Here is a 16990-nt window from a genome sequence, read left to right on the forward strand (position 1 = left end):
ATCTTCGTCATGCTCGATCAAGACATCATCCAGCAAGCCGCTGCTCAACTCGACAACGCTGAGCGCTCTCGTGAACAAGTAGGGCAGTTCTCCCTCGCATACCCACAGATCACTATCGAAGATGCCTATGCGATTCAGCGAGCCTGGGTGGCACAGAAGATAAAAAAAGGACGCAAGCTGGTGGGGCACAAAATTGGCCTGACCTCTCGTGCCATGCAGGTTTCATCAAATATTTCCGAACCCGACTACGGCGCCTTACTCGACGACATGCTGTTCGACGAAGGCACCGATATCCCCTTCAACCGCTTTATCGTGCCGCGCGTTGAGGTCGAACTGGCATTCATCCTCGGCAAGCCGCTCAAAGGCCCAAACGTGACAATTTTCGATGTACTGGACGCCACCGAATGGGTGATTCCGGCATTGGAAATCATCGACGCTCGCATCCAGCAGATCGACCCCAAGACCAAGGCCACGCGCAAGGTCTTCGACACCATTTCCGACAATGCGGCGAACGCAGGTGTGGTTATGGGTGGTCGCGCTGTACGCCCTAATGAAATTGACCTACGTAAGGTGCCAGCTGTTTTGTACCGCAATGGCGTGATCGAGGAGTCAGGGGTTTCTGCCGCGGTGCTCAATCACCCAGCGAAAGGTGTCGCCTGGCTGGCCAACAAACTCGCACCCTACGACGTCACGCTGCAACCGGGGCAGATCATTCTGGGTGGGTCGTTTACCCGTCCCGTGGCTGCCAACCCAGGCGATACCTTCCATGTCGACTACGACATGCTGGGCTCCATCTCCTGCCGCTTCGTCTGACTCCTGGAGGACTGTTTCATGGATATGCCCATCAACCACTTCAAACAACGCCTGAAAAGTGGAAAAGCGCAGATCGGCCTATGGCTCGGCTTAGCCAATCCCTACTGCGCGGAGCTGGCCGCCAATGCTGATTTTGATTGGCTATTGATCGACGGCGAGCATGCACCCAATGACATACGCAGCATGCTTGGCCAGCTACAGGCGATAGCGCCCTACACCAGTAATCCAGTGATTCGCCCAGTCGCCGGCGACACAACTTTGATCAAACAGATTTTGGATATCGGCACCCAGACCTTGCTGGTACCCATGGTCGAAAGCGCCGAGCAAGCGCGAGAACTGGTGCGTGCTGTGCGCTATCCACCCAGTGGCGTGCGAGGTGTAGGCAGCGCATTGGCACGGGCGTCGCGCTGGAACACAGTGCCCGGATACCTGGACAAGGCTGACGAACAAATATGCCTGCTGGTGCAAATTGAAAGCCTCAAAGGCCTGGCCAATCTGGATGCCATCGTCAACGTGGAAGGCGTTGACGGGGTGTTTATAGGCCCCGCCGACCTCAGCGCTGCCATGGGCCATCGCGGCAATCCGGGGCATCCCGACGTACAAGCAGTCATTGAAGACACGATCATTCGAATCCGCGATGCGGGCAAAGCGCCCGGCATTCTCAGCGCCGACGAAAAACTGGCCAGGCGCTACATCGAGATCGGCGCGGCATTCGTAGCGGTGGGTGTCGACACCACTGTCTTGATGCAAGGACTACAGGCATTGACAAACAAATTTAAGAATACCCCCGCCACCGTCAGCACCGGCGGTGTTTACTAATACAAGGCTCGTATGTAACCACGAAACGTCCCTACCGGCATTCGCTTCTGCCGGTAGTGGATCGTCCACGGCTCAACGCTTCACTGACTTCAAATCGTTGAGCAGTACCAACAACGTCTGCAATTTTTCTGCGCCGAAGCGTTTCTGCAAGCACTCGTAGTTCTCTTCCATACGCCCACTCATATTTTCGAAACAGCTATCTCCAGTAGCAGTCAGTTTCACCAACACTCGGCGTTGATCGTGCTCTGAGCGCCGTCGCATGACCAACTCTGCAGTCTCCATTCGAGCGAGCACACCCGTCATGCTGGGGTTCAGAATACACGCCAGGTCTGCCAAGCGATTGATCTCCAATTCGCCCTGCTGACTGAGAATTCGCACTACTCGCCATTGTTGCTCGGTGAGGCCTATATCCTTCAGGGAGGGCCGAAAAAAGCTCATGGCGACTTCACGGGCCTGGAGCAAGTTGAGTGTCAGAGACTGGCGGTGCTTGGACATAGGAAGCGGCCGAAATGTAGTTAGCATGTTAACTATGCTACCATGCCGGTCCAGCCCTCCTGACAATTTTACCGTCAGCACCTAAACAAAAACGGCGCCGATTGGCGCCGCATACTTTGACTGCGAACGAAGTAAGATTCAGAGCGTAATAACCGTTTTCAGCACGGTCTTGAATGCTTCCAGTTGCTCCTCGCTAAACTGGCTGAAGACTTTCTCCTGCTGTTGGCGGGCTATTGACCACAAACCTTCTGTTTCATCGATGCCTTTGACCGTCAGGCGCACGCGGCCTCCTTCATCACAGACCAGACCTTTACGCGTAAGATTGGCGACGGCCTCCTCTATTTCTCGCACCGGCATCGCCACCTCGCGCTGCAGATCGATAAGGCTCAGGCCTGCATCATTCTCAAGCACCATTAGCATACGGGCCTCGCTGGTTCGCAAGCCTGTCGACAATTGAAGAGGCTGATAGCTTGCCTGATAGGCGCGTAGAGCTTGGGTCATAAGGTAGTAAAGATTATGGCTCAGTCGCCCTTGGAAGTGACTGCTCGGCGGCTGACCATCACCACTCTTTGTCATGCGCGTATGCGGCAGAACCATGGAGTAGGCACCCTGGTGATACAGCAGGGGGGAACGGCCAAAATCATCGAAAGCCACCACCTTGCCGATCATGATCCAATGATCGCCACCGTCAACCTGCTGGTATTTTTCGCAATGAAAACGTGCCGAGCAGTCAGCTAGCACTGGCGCCCCGCCCTCGCCTGTATCAAATTCGACCCCTGCAAAACGGTCATCCTTCGGACGGGCGAAATTGTTCGAAAGATCAATCTGATCGGCAGCAAGCACGTTCACGGCAAAGTGTGTAGCTTCTTCAAACACGCCATGACTTGAAGAACGCTTGTCGATGCTCCAGAGGATCAATGGCGGGTCCAGCGACACCGAGTTGAAGCTGTTGGCTGTCACCCCCACCTTGCGGCCATTCTGGTCGGCGGCTGTCACCACAGTCACACCAGTAGCGAAGTTACCTAATGCGCGGCGAAATGCACGCACATCGAAGGCAGAAGAAACGGCAATCTCATTAATATCGGACATGCAAGACTCCCGAGCACGCCCAGGAGCGCGCCCTGATTATTTTTATAGCGGGCTTATGGTGTCGCAGCTACTCGCCTCAGGCCATCGACGGGTCGGGCTCAAGGCCCATCAGTTCGCGACCGAGAATCTGCGCACAAACGTCATAGTCGGTGTAGGCATGCGCACCGGTAAGATGCGAGTCGCGGAAAAGGCGTTGCAGCTCGTTGGTTTCAAACCAAGCTCCACCCCCTGCCGCTTCCATCAGACGATCCACAGCCTGGATACACATCTTTGTGGCATAGCCTTGATTAGTACGCCAGAACGTCAGCGTGGAGCGGCTTGGGTATTCGTGGCGCTCACTGTATTCAGCGATCTCCTCCCAGCTTTTTTCCAGCAGCGCTCGGGCGGCCGCAACCTGATGCGTGGATTCCGCCAAGCGCATCAATGCCGGAGTAGCTGCGCCGACAGCGGCGCCAGTGTAGGCACGGACGCGGTTGCGGGTTTTCTCACGGAAGACATCCAGCATGCGCTCGGCAATACCCAGGCTAACGGTCGAGAAACCGCTGGCAAAATAAGGTCGATAAGGGGCGAAAAAAATCTTGCTGTCCGGATAAAGTCCAAAGCCCGCGGACTTACCTTCAATCATGTCCTTGGCTTTCTGGATGCGATACTCAGGCACGAACGCGTCTTTGACGATCAGTGTTTTACTGCCGCTACCGCGCATCCCCACTGCAAACCAATCATCACGGATTACGTAGTCACTACTTGGTAGTACTGCGAAGCAATAATCCCGAGTGCCTTCAGTATTCTCGCGAAAGAATCCCATGATGGCCCATTCGGCATGATCACAGCCTGAACTCCATCCCATTTCTCCACTGAAAGTTACGCCCCCCGCCACCTCCTGGATACGACCGAACGGCGCGATGCTGCTACTGGCCGTGGCATCCGGATCGTTGCCCCACATCTCATCTTGTAGTTTGCTGGAAAACATCGCAATTTGATGGCTGTGGGTACACAGCAGACTCATCGCCCAAGCCGTACTTGCGCAGGAACCGGCCAACAATGCGATGCAATCTGCGAATTGAGGGAGTGAAATTTCCATTCCTCCGTACTTCTTCGGCTGCAAGGCTCTGTGCATGCCGATGTCTTTGAGCAAGGTGATGTTTTCGGCAGGCACGCAACGCGCATTTTCTGCCTCGAAGGCGTTATCCGCGATAGTCGGCAAGACGCTTCTCAGATCTTCCAGCAGCGGGTTTGGCTTTTTCATGGATGGTCTCATTATTATTGGATGGTGACGTTCCGGTCTGCGTACGCCCCGACACCTTGCCTTAGGGCGGCGCATGGACTACGGCGATGAAAGAAACGCCAGTGAAGACCAAGCCAGTATGGAGTGCTCAAACATGCTGAAAAATGCACGTTCCAAATGGAACGTTGTACTTTCCATTGATTCCCCTATTGTTGGCGCTGAATGAAACTCGATAGAGCGCGGAACCAGCGGGTGCGAGATCGGTGAGGTGAGCGTTGGGGGGAACTGCGACATGGCTGGAACTTGACTGAGCAAGTCACAGGTTTTCGCTGGGATGCTACGGGCGGAGCGTTGTATGCAATAGCACCGGAGACGGGAGAGATTCTGCGTTTGCAACCTGGCAGCAATACCGTGCGCCGGCTGGCTTCCCTACCGCGCGGCGGAGGCAGCCTCAGCGGCCTGGCGCTGGATGCCCAAGGCGGGGTATGGACGACCCAGCGTGATGGCTGGAACCTCGCACGCTTCGATGCTGAAGGTAATCTCGACCGCATGATTGGCTTACCCGTACCAAGCCCCTCGGACCTTTGTTTTTGGCGGTAAGGATGGCTGCACCTTATACATAACCAGTTCCTGCCACGAACTGAAACTCGAAGTGCTTGGAGGAGCGTCTGATTCGGGACGCTTGCTACGACTGGAGGCGGAGGTGTCAGGACAGTCAGTGACCGCGAGTTGCTGGCGTCTGGGCGGTTAATCGGATCGCCGAGCAAATGGTCTTGGCGTGTTTCCTACTTCACGAGTGGCGTTTAAGCAGTCCACGCTACGGCAACATTAGCCCCTCAAGATGCACATCGCCTAGGTGGTCCGACTCATCTGCGGAGCACCTGCAAAAAAAGCCAGGCGCGAAACTAAACCACCTAACTAAAATTTTAAAAAGCCGTTCAACATGATCGTATCTCCCTGGGTAGTGTTCCGAGCATATACATCATTTTGATAGGCTACGAACACACCCCAATCCCGCTGTGCATATCCTACTTGCGGGCCAATTTTTATGGACCTAGTACGATTTCCGATGTCCTTGCCATGAAGCTGATCATCATTTAGCTGTGTTGAAAAATATCCACCCACCCCCGCCAACCAGTTATTGGAGAATCTATAATTCAGCCCATAATCTGCTACGACTTGCAAGCCCGACTGATAATCAGTTTTCGAATTTTCAAAACTATAGTTAGTACTAATTTTTGAACTAATCTCAACTTGCGAAAAAGGAAACCAAGTAAAAGCATAAGCCACATAAATCACGTTACTATTATCACCTGGATTGACGAGTGCTTTCTCATCATACTTACCCCAGGGAGCGATGTAATCGACTTCTATGTTATGGAGGTACGTTGGGGACTGCCAACTAACAAGCGCGCCAAACATCGGGTCCGCCATTCCACGTGTGGAATCCCTACCGAACGGCCCCAATGCCGGAATATCCAAATGACCTTGTACGTAAGGAACTGCGATTTGCAATGAAATGTTGCCACCTAGCAATGTTGGCCCGTCAAACGTGTGAACCAATCGCACCGCGTGAGCATGGATTTTTCCTTTTACTTTAGGAAACACCTTATCACCCCGCCCGTCTTGGATCGAGCCGATATCAATTAGCTTATTATATGTATATAGATGCGTCTCGCCTGGGGCACCCACAGCGCCGCTCATGACGGTCACGATTCCCGCTGGATAGCTCGAAGTGCCCCCCTCAAGCGCGATCGAATCTCCCGCAAACAACAAGGCGCCCGCGCAAACAACCAGATGAGAATTAGCTGAACACTTCACCACGCCTTCCTTCTTTTTATTGTTTTTCTCAACGTATTACGCACGCATGCAGTAGAGCCAAGAACTTAAACCGTCAATCTTCGATTAGAAACACCTCCCCTCCCTCCGTAACTTCCAAACTTATATCAATCAAGTACCGACCAATACAAGGCCCCTTTACACACAACCCCGATCCAATCTCAAACAATGCGCCATGACCACTACACACGATATATCGGGACTCGCTATCAAGATAGCGATTCTTCAGCACCGGCATTGACGAGCCAGGCCAGTGTGGGCAGGAGTTTTTGTACCCAACAACATCACCGCCATCGTTGACCAAAAAAAAGTCATCCTGGCCAACATTTTTTATCCTGAACCCTAAGGACTGACCAGGCGCAAGTTGTTCGAGATGGCAAAGCCGAAGCCGCTTTGGATTCGCCATCTTTCACTTGACCTCTTGTTAGTCGGGTTTTCCGCCTGGAGCCCATTTCTCGCGCCAGTCAAAAAGGAAGATTTGGGAATTATCGACGATAGCGGGTGCCTCCCGCGGCGACCACTCATCGTCGTGTTGATCCATATCCGCGTCATACTCAATATGACATGCCATCGGGGTATTGAAATACCAGAACCAATTAGACCCAAACTGGTGACGTCCTGGTCCCCAGTACGATTCGTAGCCCTTCCCAGCAAACGCATAGCCGGCTTGCATCACTTCGCTCGGCCCCCCCATATGGAATGTAAAATGTTCACATCCCTGAAGGTGTGCTGGCGTTTGGATGAAGAAAAGGGTGTGGTGGTCAAAAGTCCCGGCAGGACGCAGAAACGGCCCCATGCCAACGAACCTGTCGCTAACTCTGAACCCCAGACGATCGGTGTAAAATCGCTCGGCCTTGTCGGCGTCGGGTACAAAATAGACTACATGAGAAAGTGTCCGTGGTTTAGGAGCCTGTCCCACGGTAGCGACATCGACACCCGTCTTGTTTTTTTGCCGATGAATGTCGCCAGGCGCATTCACCCGCTCGGCACTCAACTGGTGTGCCTTACGATTCGATACCTGAAAGCCGAGAACAAAACCGACATCGTCAACTAGCTCCAATGAGCCATCAGCCAAGGTTTTAACCTCGCGCTCACCTTCAAACTCTTTTTTAATACTTTCCAGAGTGGCTGCATCTTTCACGCCATACACAGTTTTGCGCAGCATGTTTGCGGTCGGCAATGTCCATGCCGGAAGACTTGAATCTTCACGATGCTTGATAACTACACCAGTTCCGTCTAACGCCTCGAAGCGCCCATCACCTACCGGCTCAAGGCCGTAATCCTTTAGGAACTGCTCGCAGAGAGCAACGTCTTCAACACCAAAATGTAATGTGTCCGGGCCAAGGATGTTCATTTCAACACCTATCAAAGATTGCGTTTTTGTTATGTCTGGCCCGTCTTTTTGAGCGGGCCGGATATCTTCGATGTGCGCGTGGGTTACAAATCCACTCACATAAACGGCTTGCGTTCCTCGGGCCACCATAGACCCGGGATTGGTTGTCCCATTTTGTTGCGAAGCGTTCCAACGCCTTCAACAATCAGCTCAACGACATCGCCCGGCTGAAGCCTGCGGTCAAGCTCAAGAGCGGAACCGCCCCCCATAGTACCCGACCCAATTACATCGCCCGGCACAATAGCTTCACCCAGACTCGACCATGCAATCAACTCGCCAATCGTCCACAGCTTGTTCGAGCTATCGCCCTTACCCCAAGTCTCGCCGTTAACCCGAACTTCCATACCAATTCGGTCGAGATCTTTGAACTCATCAATGGTAGTAATCCACGGACCGATACCGTACGCAAAATCCTTGCATTTGGTGGGCCCCATTGCAATCGGCATCTCGATCGCTTGTCGATCACGAGCGCTGAAATCGTTGAAAATGGTGATACCAAAAAGATGATCAAGTGCGTTATCAGGGTTGAGGTTTTCACCACGCTTACCGATGACATAGCCCAACTCGAGCTCATAATCCATGTGCTCTATGTAACCTGGCCATGGGACTTCGGCATCATGGCCGATGACCGTATGCGGCGTACCTTTGAAGTAACCAGGAATCTTCAGAAGGCTGGGAGTTGGCTCGTGACCAATTTTTTCGTGGAAACCTTTGATATGACCAATGAAAGTCAATCCATCACGCACGACAGATGGATCCGAGGCAGGCAGCCAAGTCACTTGATCGAATGATATGGAGTAGGCGTCGGGACGCGTTGCGTTGATTTTTTCAGCTGCCTGGACGAAGGGTGAGCCCAGTGCAATTGCCGCCGACATGCTCCCAGGGAATACAGCATCGGCATACTTAAGCGAGGCTTCCCGAGAAGAACCCTCTTTGAATAACTGCTCCTGGAGCGCACGTTTCAGGTCGATGACGCGCTTCTCTTCCGGTACGACGAGTACCAAACGTGCTTCCGCTCCATCAGGACCATTAACAGAAATACGGCCGAGCTTCATATGATCTCCCTCTTTTTTTTGGAATGGCTCGTTATGGCAGAGCCGGCATTTGGGCTTGCACAATCCAAAGCTATACGACACGTATCGTTTTGTAAAGAGAAACTGATAGGCCGTCTATCTACCATATCGCCTGGCGATCGATACCTGCATTCCAGGATGGCGGAGCCTCTGAATGGCTCCGTCGCAGCCAGAATTGGCTTTCTGATTCGTGCCAGGATACCGATCGGATCGTTTTGCTTATTTAGAACGATGTCGAAAACGCAAAAAAGCCGGTTCAAAGACCGGCTTGCGCATTCAACAACTTCTTTAATCAACAGGCATCAAAAGCTTTGTACTTTAATCAGGACTATCAAGCGAGTTCTGCTCATAGGCACTTTTGCATTCCGCTCCATTTTTTACTTATTTTTGCACTTACGACAGGCACCCAATGTTGCCAGGCACAAAACTCTTTGTGCCTGGCAATGAATAATATTAGAAAGCCGTGTTAGCTTTTCCTTTCAAGGCCAGCATCTCCCTTGCCTCTTGAGGAGTAGCAATCTCATAACCCAACTGCTCAACAATGCTTCGAATTTTTCGTACCTGAGCAGCGTTGGAGACCGCCAACTCACCACGCCCGATGTACAAACTATCTTCCAAGCCGACACGGACGTTCCCTCCCGTGATGGCGGCAAGCGTCGCAAGTGACATCTGGTCTTTCCCTGCACCCAGTACCGACCAATGATACTGATCACCAAACAGACGATCTGCTGTCCGCTTTTGATGCATCACATCCTCGATGTGAGCACCTATTGCCCCCCGCAACCCAAAAATGGTTTGAATGAACAGCGGCGGCTTAACAAGCCCCTTATCCAGGAAGTACTTCAGCGTATACAAGTGGCTGACATCGTAACATTCGAATTCAAATCGCGTGCCGGTGTCGCCGATAGTCCGCAGAATCCACTCGATGTCGGAAAAGGTGTTACGAAAGACAAGATCTTTCGTGGCAGTAAGATGCTCCACCTCCCAAGCGTAACGCCAATTTCGGTCTTTGGCGGCCATTTCTGAAAGATTGAGATTAATCGATCCCATATTCAAGGAGCACATTTCTGGTTGCAGGGCGACACCTGCTGCAGCGCGTTCGTTAATAGGCATTGCCGGCCCACCACCGCCGGTGGATACGTTCACGATCGCATCGGTTTCGGCTTTAATCCGAGACACGAACTGACGGAAGATTTCAGGATCGCCAGTGGGACGACCATCTTCAGGATTTCGGGCATGAAGATGAACAATCGCCGCACCTGCCTCTATCGCTTCAATGGCCTGATCGGCAATTTCTTGAGGAGTGACTGGTAGATGTGGGGACATCGATGGCGTATGAGCACCACCGGTAATGGCAGCAGTAATAATGATTTTTCTCACAGTGCATCTCCTTCCTGCAGTGCGAGCAGGACAAATAGCATTCGGCAGTTGCGCCCTGAACGATTGGACCAACTGTGATTTGTGGCTCGTTGCACCAGCACATCACCCGGGCGCATGACCGTTTCCCCGTGATCCATCATCGCAACGATTTCACCTTCGAGTACCACGGCGTAATCAAGCGATTCGGTTTTATGGAACCAAAAATGGCGCGGTTTTTTCTTGTCTCTAACCCCTTCGCTGTCGAGGAATTCAACCAGCTTTTCTTGGTCGTAGACCTCATCTGGGGGAAAGTCGACAATGCGAAGAAGTGACCCGTTATCCGAGTGGAAACCGAATTTATGACCAGCTGGGGCTGGATCGAAACCTTCAGCGCGCCCTGCCCCGGTTGCCCAGACGACCTGAGCAACCGGTCTGCCAGGTTGAGCAAACACATTCGGCGCGTCCCCGTCGCCGATGAAAATGGATTCGCCTGTTTCGTTATGCCCCGTCACGATCCTTCGTACGGGCTTGTAATCCGTATTGAAAATTTTGTTCATTCATTGTCACCTTAGATACGATACGTACTGTATTTATATTAGCAAAATTTTTTTATGATTACGCAGCCTGGGTGCGGACTACGTTCATGATAAAGAAGGTTGCCGACGCGCTAGCTACAAGCAATTCACGCTGCGGGTCGAATAATTCGGCCCTTGCGAAAGCAACTTGGCGACCAACACGTTCGACCGTGGCACTTACCTTCAATCGCGATGGCTTGACGGCTGCCTGCATGTTCACCGTGATGCTGGTTGTCGCACATGTTTGACCACAAGAAAGCTTACTGAGAACAGCAAAAGCCATCGCATAATCAAGCATGGTCATTAAGGTGCCGCCGGCAACGACACCATTACCCTGGATGGCCGCTTCAGAAACGTCGTAACTTAGCTCGACAGCTCCAGGACGCCCTTGAATCAGCCGGGCGCCGAGGGCACTTAACCCTGCGGTTAACTCCAGGGGGATATCGAACTTAGCCTCTGCAATAACTCGCTCCAAAAAGGCGCGATCTGGGTTGTCAACGACAGGATTCATAACTCTTCACCTCACTGATTGAAAAGTGACACACTTTTGTCGCTGAGTTCCTAGCCCGGCAATTTCGCCAACCATAATATCCCCATCGCGCAAGAAGCGATTATAGTGAGTGCCATTACCTGCAGGAGATCCTGTACAAATAACATCGCCTGGTAAAAGCTTGGCATATTTGGAGATGTATGCAATCTGTTGTTCAATCCCAAACAACATATCGGCGGTGGTCTCGTCCTGCATGGTGATGCCGGAAACAGTCAAGCGCATAGAGAGATTGTGAGGATCCTTTACAAAGTTCTTGGGTATTAAATATGGCCCCAAGGGGAGGAAACCTGGCTGGCCTTTCGATCTCATCCAGTCTGTCCCGAGCATCTTGTAATCGGTTCGGGGAATCAGATCGCGAGCAGAGATATCATTAACGATAGTGTAGCCAGCTATGTGGTCCATAGCGTCTTGCGCGCGGATATTATAGCCTTCCTTTCCAATAACAACTGCCAACTCTAGTTCCCAGTCAGGCTTGCTTGTAGTCGGTGGTAACACCAAGTCCTCGTAAGCGCCTGAGATGGAGGAAACTGGCTTGGTGAATACATAGGGTTCACCCGTGGCAACCCGTTGATCCATCATGTCTTCGGCCCATTTACGTAGTTCTTCCTTGCTGAGCCCCTCCGGCCCGACGTTAGAATCGATGGTCAAATCAACTACATGTTTTCGGTAGTTTGCACCGGTACAGAACACCTGCCGTGGCAGATCAATAGCAGGACGAAAAATCAGTTGTTCCTCACCGTACCATGAGGAAGTCGACGCTTTATTTACAAGGGATTCGAGTTCAGCGTAACTGGCCTCCCAGTTTTCAAGGAGCGACAACACGCTTTGGCCTTTGAGAATATTAATTCCAAACTCTTCTGCCAGACTGCCGATCGGAGCGACTTTACCGTCTACAACCAGCCCAGCGAAGCGTCGCTGCGGACTGGACTTCAAGGAAAATGTACCGAGCGAAAACTTCTTCATATAGGTCTCCGAAATGACTGCAGGAAAGAGCAATCGACAATTTGCTCATACGTAACATTCGCCCCTGACAACCCAAGCAAGGCTCGCTGACCAATAAGAAGCTCAATACCGTCCCGGGAGGGTATTAAGGTGCTTGGGAAGGTATTAACAAGCGCTGTTACTGCCTCAGAAGGGAGATCGAGCGAGTCGAGGGCCATTTTAAGCTTCTCCGTGTCGCCTGGCACGGTGGCTAATGAAGCTTGCAGCATGCGAATCCAGGTCTTTAACGCTTCATTGCCATGACTCACTGACCTCCTTACGACCAGGCCTTGACCAGGGAAGCCGGCAAACACGTCTTGAATTGTTGCAATGTGCTTGAGCCCTCTCTGAACTGCCATCGTGTCGAATGGTGGTCCCAGCAAGGTTGCATCGCCCTGCCCTTCAATGAGTGCAGAGAAACGCTCACGAACGCCTCCTACCGGGGTTAGGCGATAGTCACCAGTACCGAGTCCCGCTTGTTGCAAGAGTGCTCTGAGTGCAATAACAAAACCGTTCTGCGGCGCATCCACCAGAATGTTGGCGCCCACCAAGTCTGCGGGGGCCGACAGGGTTGAGGATCCGATCAGGTGAAGTGGAGTGGTAGTTTCCATTTGAGCAACTACCACAAAATCTTCAGGCCCTTGCCGCTGGTTCCAGTGCAGTACGTTGTCGATCGACGTCACGGCCGCATCGACCACACCGTCACAAAGCAACTGATACTGCTCATCGGATGATTGAGTCCTGGAGGATTCAAGATGGAAGCCAGGTGGCTCCTTCCACGAAGCTGCCACCGCAATGGCGGGAGGGACGAACCACGTCACACGAAGAGTGTTGTTGGACATGTTTTATTCTCGTTCTAGGCGACACAAATCTAATACTAGACGTATCGTATTGTCAACGAATCATCATGTTTGGGAATCGGCCTAAAAAAAGTCTGAAAAAACAAGAAGATAGCCATGAATTTGGCCTAGTTGAAGATTAAGAAACGGCGGGGAATTTTCGCCACTGACGTGTTTAAGATCAGCGGTACCGTGGCAGAGAGCATGAGCACTGAACCAGCTCTAGAAAAGCGTAACCACTGACCAACACGGATAATGGCTACATTCCTGAGCAGATTTTCGGAGCGCACGACGGGTGAGACAGCCAACCACAGGATTCAAGAACCACTAGGCCAGCAGAAGCGGCCCTCTGGATCGCTTCGCTGTCGAAAGAGCTGCAATCGGAAAAATTCAGTTTATTTTGAAAGGCATGAGATCAAGACAGCAAGATGTGGTGCTCATTTTTTTACTCAAAGCAGATAAAGACAGAAAGACAGAAAGACAGAAAGACAGAAAGACAATGCTGATCAGCACCTAGAATACATTTAAGACCGATTACGCATTCTCCCCCAAAAACGCGACCAGGCCGTTGATCACTGGCGCGTTTGCATGCACACCGACAGACATACCAAATCAGTAATCAAGCAGGTGGGGTTGCTCCCGACAAGCCGATGACCTTTTTAAGTGCAAAATAAACGCCTACAAACCCGCTCATCAAGCCGCTGAAGAAGCCACTAAGGCTATTCCCTATAGAATTATCAAACGGAGTGAGAGGGAAAGGCGCAATAAATTGAGCTATCAAAAAGGCTAGCACCGCAGAGATCACGCCCCCAACGATACCAGCCAGGATAGCTTCTTTAATGGTGTAGCTCATTCTTAAACCTCCTTCCTTTCAAAGAAATGCAACCCAATTTCATAGCAATTCCAACCTAGGCATTGGTATGCGCAACGAAGAATCGTGCAACCATACACCAAAATAATATACGAACCGTCTCGTATTTTCAAAAAAAGTCTCTTCAATGGCCGAAAACGCCTGAACCCTCATTCCATACGCGACCATCAAGCCCAGCTTTATAGGGAAAAAAGCCAAAAAACACCCTTTCCAAGATACCAGCACGCTCAGTGGAAAACGGGGTGGATTTTTTACAAAATGAGACATATACTGGTCAGATCGTTTCGATTGCCAAGCCTAAAAACCGCACCGCGGTGAGAGTGGCAAAACGAAGTTTTTAAATGCGTCATCAGGAACTTGACTATGCAAGTCAAAAAAACCGAATCGATAAAAAGGTCAGCTGTCGGGCGACCACGCAGCGAAGTTACTCGCCTGCAGATCCTCGATGCGACCATTAAGCTCCTGCATGAGAATTCAATTCAGGCGATATCCATTGAAGCCATTGCAAGAGAGGCCGGCGTTAGCAAAGCAACCATTTATAGATGGTGGGACTCCAAGGCACTCGTAGTCATTGATGCGTTCATCGAAAACCACCTCATCAAAACAACACTTCCACGGGAGCTTGGCCCAAGAGAAGCGATCGCCCATCATTTCCGTTCTCTGGTAGAACAATACTCCGGCTGGCCAGGTCGTTTGGTCGCTCAAATCATCGCGGAGGGTCAATCTGACCCTTCAATTCTGCGTGCTTTCCGTGAAAGATTTCACTATGGAAGGCGAGCAGTTATTAGTGAAACTCTCGAAGAATGGCGAAACACAGGTGAAATTTCGAACGATACCAATATAGAGATACTCATGGACGTGATTTATGGAGCGGTCTATATGCGCCTGATGATTGGTCACGCACCGCTTAATGAGGCCTTTGCCGAATCCCACATAAAGTATGTCTACCACCTGCTGGATACAAGCAACCAAATCACTACCCAAGCCAATTGATTTGATCGTGTCAGGCTTATTGGCACGGAAGCCACAAACCTTCCAAGCCACGGAGAGTTCAGCTTAGATCCAACCATGCGGCCACCTGCCAAAGCATAACTTGCACTTCAACTCACCCATTACCTAATGAATACCCCATACCTTGACGCCTAGGAAGCAAGCCCACTAAGCACGCTATGCTGAATATTTCAGGCGAGCCAATCAGCCTCTCCCTCGACTCTCCAAACATGGCGAGCCGAGGTCCTCGAGTGGTAGAACTGCTTAGAAGGGTTGCCCCAGGTACTGATAGGTCTGCAACAGCAAAGCCGCTGATTTCTCCCTGTTGCCAATTGGGTCTTGCTGCTCGTATTGGCAGAGCTGGAGCGAAGCGTCACAAATGACTTTTACGCGATCAAAACGGCGAGCGCTGTAGGCTGCGAGGGCCTCCTGGGCCGTATTGGTAGTGGACAGACATTCCGCGAGCACCACGGCGTCTTCGATGGCCATTCCGCCGCCGGAAGTCATTTGCGGGGTGGGCGCATGCGCAGCATCTCCCAGCAGCACGACCCGACCACGATTCCAGGGAGCCGGCACCAAGGTAACATCCAAGGGACGGAATATAACCTGCTTGGCTTCGGTGACGTGTGCCAGCGCTTCTCGCACTGCTGGAGCCGTATATTCAGCAAGCCTTTCGCGAATCAGCAGATGAGCCTGATCCTCCGGTATACGCAAAGGCTCCTTGCTGGTCTCAAGGTAGAAGATGTAGCAACTGTCTTTCGAGGTTGGAAAGGAGCCTACGGTTCCGCCTGAAGGAGTTCGATAGAGGCAGAACCCTTCGACCTGATCCGGGCGAGGCGCATTAAAGCGCCATACGCTTTGCCCCGCGAAACGAGGCCCGCAATCCACCCCAAAAACTTGCTGGCGTAGCTTGGAATAAGCGCCGTCCGCCGCGACAACAAGATCGTAGGTGGCTTCTCTACCGTCCGAAAATCGAACTTCGACACAGTCTCCACGATCATTCAGGCTCTCAACGGTCAAACCATGATCGAGGACCGCGCCGGCCTCCTTTGCAGCTGATTCCAGGATGCGCGCCAACTCCGGCCGGCGAATACCGCAACTCGGGGGAGCCGGATTGGAACGCAGGAGCTGCCCGGCAGAATCAAACTGGAGGAACGACTCGAAGCGCATACCGCTCTCAAGGCAGGGTTGCACCAATCCGATCATGTCCAGCGCTCGCAGGGTATTGTGCAACAAGCAAATGCCGGAGCCAGCGGCAGAACTCTCGGGCTTTATATCTATGCAATGAACATCTATCCCCACCCTGCGCAGAGCGTAGGCAGCAGTAGCTCCGCCAATGCCGCTGCCCACAATCAAAACGCGCTTAATCTCATTCATTTCTTGTCTCCTCTCCACTTCTATGGCGGGTGGTATTTGTTCATCTATCGGCAGGGTCGCAAGCATGGGGTACCACGACCCGCCTTGATCAAACCTTGCTTATCAGGAGGCGTCGCTCGCCTGAACGGCGACGCCTCTCGCATCACTTGCCCGCTCGACTTGAGCCTGCATGCAAAGTAGGTCGGCGCCAGAAAAAAACCAATGAAAATGAACCGCTGCGTCGACATTGCGGACCAATCGCTGCTCGCCCTCGCCGACTGGCAGCCTGTCCGTTCGCCCCAGCTTAGGTGACACCCTGAAGATCCGACAGGCTAAGCCATCCAGACCCTCAACCCACGATCGTCCCAATTTCATCGCGCTCTCCGAGTACAAATCGCATCGTCGACCACGACAAACTATACGTATCGTTTCGCTTTATCAACCACAGTTTTTTAGCCCCGCAGCCACCTAAAAATTCTTATTGACACGGGTGAGATCCGCCAATAATAATTTAGATACGTTACGTGTCGTTTATATAAATCTAAGTAGAATCGCACGATACCCGGAGCCGCATCAGTGAATAGCATCCCATTCAAGCCGTTGCGCTTTCTTCATTCTGAAATCCTGACCAGTAATGCCAACAGCGTTACGAACGGTTCTGATCATCCCTCTTCTCCGACCCGCTCGACAGCAGCTCGCAGCAATACTGCCTCGTGCGCGTTC

General features: G+C 52.0%; 18 protein-coding genes. 4 read left to right on the forward strand and 14 right to left on the reverse strand.

Annotated elements, in window-relative coordinates; genetic code table 11:
* The first annotated feature begins 9 nt into the window (after positions 1-9).
* Both hpaH and hpaI read left to right on the forward strand, forming a co-directional pair.
* Entirely contained in the window at positions 10-813 is an 804-nt protein-coding gene (gene hpaH, locus ACCC96_RS07765) for a 2-oxo-hept-4-ene-1,7-dioate hydratase (RefSeq protein ID WP_413695400.1), read from the forward strand.
* An 18-nt stretch (positions 814-831) separates the two neighbouring features.
* Entirely contained in the window at positions 832-1632 is an 801-nt protein-coding gene (gene hpaI, locus ACCC96_RS07770) for a 4-hydroxy-2-oxoheptanedioate aldolase (protein ID WP_413695401.1), read from the forward strand.
* A gap of 72 nt (positions 1633-1704) precedes the next feature.
* On the opposite strand, the gene hpaR is transcribed toward hpaI, so the two are convergent.
* From hpaR to ACCC96_RS07785, 3 genes are all read right to left on the reverse strand, one after another.
* The gene (gene hpaR / locus ACCC96_RS07775; RefSeq protein WP_413695402.1) at positions 1705-2127 is read right to left on the reverse strand and encodes a homoprotocatechuate degradation operon regulator HpaR; all 423 of its coding nucleotides are present in this window, start codon (positions 2125-2127) and stop codon (positions 1705-1707) included.
* Between the two features lie 138 nt (positions 2128-2265).
* Positions 2266-3216, reverse strand: coding sequence for a p-hydroxyphenylacetate 3-hydroxylase reductase component (locus ACCC96_RS07780; RefSeq protein WP_413695403.1), 951 nt, complete (start codon positions 3214-3216; stop codon positions 2266-2268).
* Positions 3217-3292: 76 nt separating this feature from the next.
* Positions 3293-4462: a p-hydroxyphenylacetate 3-hydroxylase oxygenase component gene (locus ACCC96_RS07785; RefSeq protein ID WP_413695404.1), complete on the reverse strand. Its 1170-nt coding sequence runs from the start codon at positions 4460-4462 to the stop codon at positions 3293-3295.
* A gap of 330 nt (positions 4463-4792) precedes the next feature.
* On the opposite strand from ACCC96_RS07785, the gene ACCC96_RS07790 reads away from it, so the two are divergent.
* The gene (locus tag ACCC96_RS07790; RefSeq protein ID WP_413695554.1) at positions 4793-5041 is read left to right on the forward strand and encodes an SMP-30/gluconolactonase/LRE family protein; all 249 of its coding nucleotides are present in this window, start codon (positions 4793-4795) and stop codon (positions 5039-5041) included.
* A 318-nt stretch (positions 5042-5359) separates the two neighbouring features.
* Here ACCC96_RS07790 and ACCC96_RS07795 read toward each other — a convergent pair whose 3' ends face one another.
* From ACCC96_RS07795 to ACCC96_RS07840, 10 genes are all read right to left on the reverse strand, one after another.
* Positions 5360-6262: a transporter gene (locus tag ACCC96_RS07795; RefSeq protein WP_413695405.1), complete on the reverse strand. Its 903-nt coding sequence runs from the start codon at positions 6260-6262 to the stop codon at positions 5360-5362.
* 73 nt (positions 6263-6335) lie between these two features.
* The gene (locus tag ACCC96_RS07800; RefSeq protein ID WP_413695406.1) at positions 6336-6686 is read right to left on the reverse strand and encodes a Rieske (2Fe-2S) protein; all 351 of its coding nucleotides are present in this window, start codon (positions 6684-6686) and stop codon (positions 6336-6338) included.
* Between the two features lie 18 nt (positions 6687-6704).
* Positions 6705-7634: a VOC family protein gene (locus ACCC96_RS07805; protein WP_413695407.1), complete on the reverse strand. Its 930-nt coding sequence runs from the start codon at positions 7632-7634 to the stop codon at positions 6705-6707.
* 95 nt (positions 7635-7729) lie between these two features.
* Positions 7730-8728 carry a fumarylacetoacetate hydrolase family protein gene (locus ACCC96_RS07810; protein WP_413695408.1) on the reverse strand — a complete coding sequence of 333 codons (999 nt, stop codon included), beginning with the start codon at positions 8726-8728 and terminating at the stop codon, positions 7730-7732.
* 471 nt (positions 8729-9199) lie between these two features.
* On the reverse strand, positions 9200-10126 hold the full coding sequence (locus tag ACCC96_RS07815) for a 3-keto-5-aminohexanoate cleavage protein (RefSeq protein WP_413695409.1): 927 nt from the start codon (positions 10124-10126) through the stop codon (positions 9200-9202).
* Positions 10123-10662: a cupin domain-containing protein gene (locus ACCC96_RS07820; RefSeq protein ID WP_413695410.1), complete on the reverse strand. Its 540-nt coding sequence runs from the start codon at positions 10660-10662 to the stop codon at positions 10123-10125. The genes ACCC96_RS07815 and ACCC96_RS07820 overlap by 4 nt, the downstream gene beginning before the upstream one ends.
* A gap of 58 nt (positions 10663-10720) precedes the next feature.
* Complete coding sequence (locus tag ACCC96_RS07825; protein WP_413695411.1) at positions 10721-11191, reverse strand: PaaI family thioesterase; 471 nt, start codon at positions 11189-11191, stop codon at positions 10721-10723.
* A 6-nt stretch (positions 11192-11197) separates the two neighbouring features.
* A complete protein-coding gene (locus tag ACCC96_RS07830) occupies positions 11198-12193 on the reverse strand; it encodes a fumarylacetoacetate hydrolase family protein (protein WP_413695412.1) in 996 nt (331 codons plus the stop codon).
* On the reverse strand, positions 12190-13053 hold the full coding sequence (locus ACCC96_RS07835) for an ABC transporter substrate-binding protein (protein WP_413695413.1): 864 nt from the start codon (positions 13051-13053) through the stop codon (positions 12190-12192). The genes ACCC96_RS07830 and ACCC96_RS07835 overlap by 4 nt, the downstream gene beginning before the upstream one ends.
* 616 nt (positions 13054-13669) lie before the next feature.
* A complete protein-coding gene (locus ACCC96_RS07840; protein WP_413695414.1) occupies positions 13670-13903 on the reverse strand; it encodes a hypothetical protein in 234 nt (77 codons plus the stop codon).
* A 381-nt stretch (positions 13904-14284) separates the two neighbouring features.
* On the opposite strand from ACCC96_RS07840, the gene ACCC96_RS07845 reads away from it, so the two are divergent.
* On the forward strand, positions 14285-14914 hold the full coding sequence (locus ACCC96_RS07845) for a TetR/AcrR family transcriptional regulator (protein WP_413695415.1): 630 nt from the start codon (positions 14285-14287) through the stop codon (positions 14912-14914).
* A gap of 261 nt (positions 14915-15175) precedes the next feature.
* Here the strand turns inward: ACCC96_RS07845 and ACCC96_RS07850 are convergent, their stop codons facing one another.
* A complete protein-coding gene (locus tag ACCC96_RS07850) occupies positions 15176-16288 on the reverse strand; it encodes an FAD-dependent oxidoreductase (RefSeq protein WP_413695416.1) in 1113 nt (370 codons plus the stop codon).
* Positions 16289-16990 lie beyond the last annotated feature (702 nt).

It is taken from the genome of Pseudomonas sp. Pseusp11, from assembly GCF_047304405.1.
In the GTDB taxonomy this organism is placed as follows: domain Bacteria; phylum Pseudomonadota; class Gammaproteobacteria; order Pseudomonadales; family Pseudomonadaceae; genus Aquipseudomonas.

Bases quoted from the DNA above. Each gene is read 5' to 3' on its own strand.
- ACCC96_RS07785 (WP_413695404.1), bottom strand. From the start codon at position 4,462: ATGAAAAAGCCAAACCCGCTGCTGGAAGATCTGAGAAGCGTCTTGCCG.
- ACCC96_RS07835 (WP_413695413.1), bottom strand. From the start codon at position 13,053: ATGTCCAACAACACTCTTCGTGTGACGTGGTTCGTCCCTCCCGCCATT.
- ACCC96_RS07850 (WP_413695416.1), bottom strand. From the start codon at position 16,288: ATGAATGAGATTAAGCGCGTTTTGATTGTGGGCAGCGGCATTGGCGGA.
- ACCC96_RS07825 (WP_413695411.1), bottom strand. From the start codon at position 11,191: ATGAATCCTGTCGTTGACAACCCAGATCGCGCCTTTTTGGAGCGAGTT.
- hpaR (WP_413695402.1), bottom strand. From the start codon at position 2,127: ATGTCCAAGCACCGCCAGTCTCTGACACTCAACTTGCTCCAGGCCCGT.
- ACCC96_RS07830 (WP_413695412.1), bottom strand. From the start codon at position 12,193: ATGAAGAAGTTTTCGCTCGGTACATTTTCCTTGAAGTCCAGTCCGCAG.
- ACCC96_RS07805 (WP_413695407.1), bottom strand. From the start codon at position 7,634: ATGAACATCCTTGGCCCGGACACATTACATTTTGGTGTTGAAGACGTT.
- ACCC96_RS07840 (WP_413695414.1), bottom strand. From the start codon at position 13,903: ATGAGCTACACCATTAAAGAAGCTATCCTGGCTGGTATCGTTGGGGGC.
- ACCC96_RS07810 (WP_413695408.1), bottom strand. From the start codon at position 8,728: ATGAAGCTCGGCCGTATTTCTGTTAATGGTCCTGATGGAGCGGAAGCA.
- ACCC96_RS07780 (WP_413695403.1), bottom strand. From the start codon at position 3,216: ATGTCCGATATTAATGAGATTGCCGTTTCTTCTGCCTTCGATGTGCGT.
- ACCC96_RS07820 (WP_413695410.1), bottom strand. From the start codon at position 10,662: ATGAACAAAATTTTCAATACGGATTACAAGCCCGTACGAAGGATCGTG.
- ACCC96_RS07800 (WP_413695406.1), bottom strand. From the start codon at position 6,686: ATGGCGAATCCAAAGCGGCTTCGGCTTTGCCATCTCGAACAACTTGCG.
- hpaI (WP_413695401.1), top strand. From the start codon at position 832: ATGGATATGCCCATCAACCACTTCAAACAACGCCTGAAAAGTGGAAAA.
- ACCC96_RS07845 (WP_413695415.1), top strand. From the start codon at position 14,285: ATGCAAGTCAAAAAAACCGAATCGATAAAAAGGTCAGCTGTCGGGCGA.
- hpaH (WP_413695400.1), top strand. From the start codon at position 10: ATGCTCGATCAAGACATCATCCAGCAAGCCGCTGCTCAACTCGACAAC.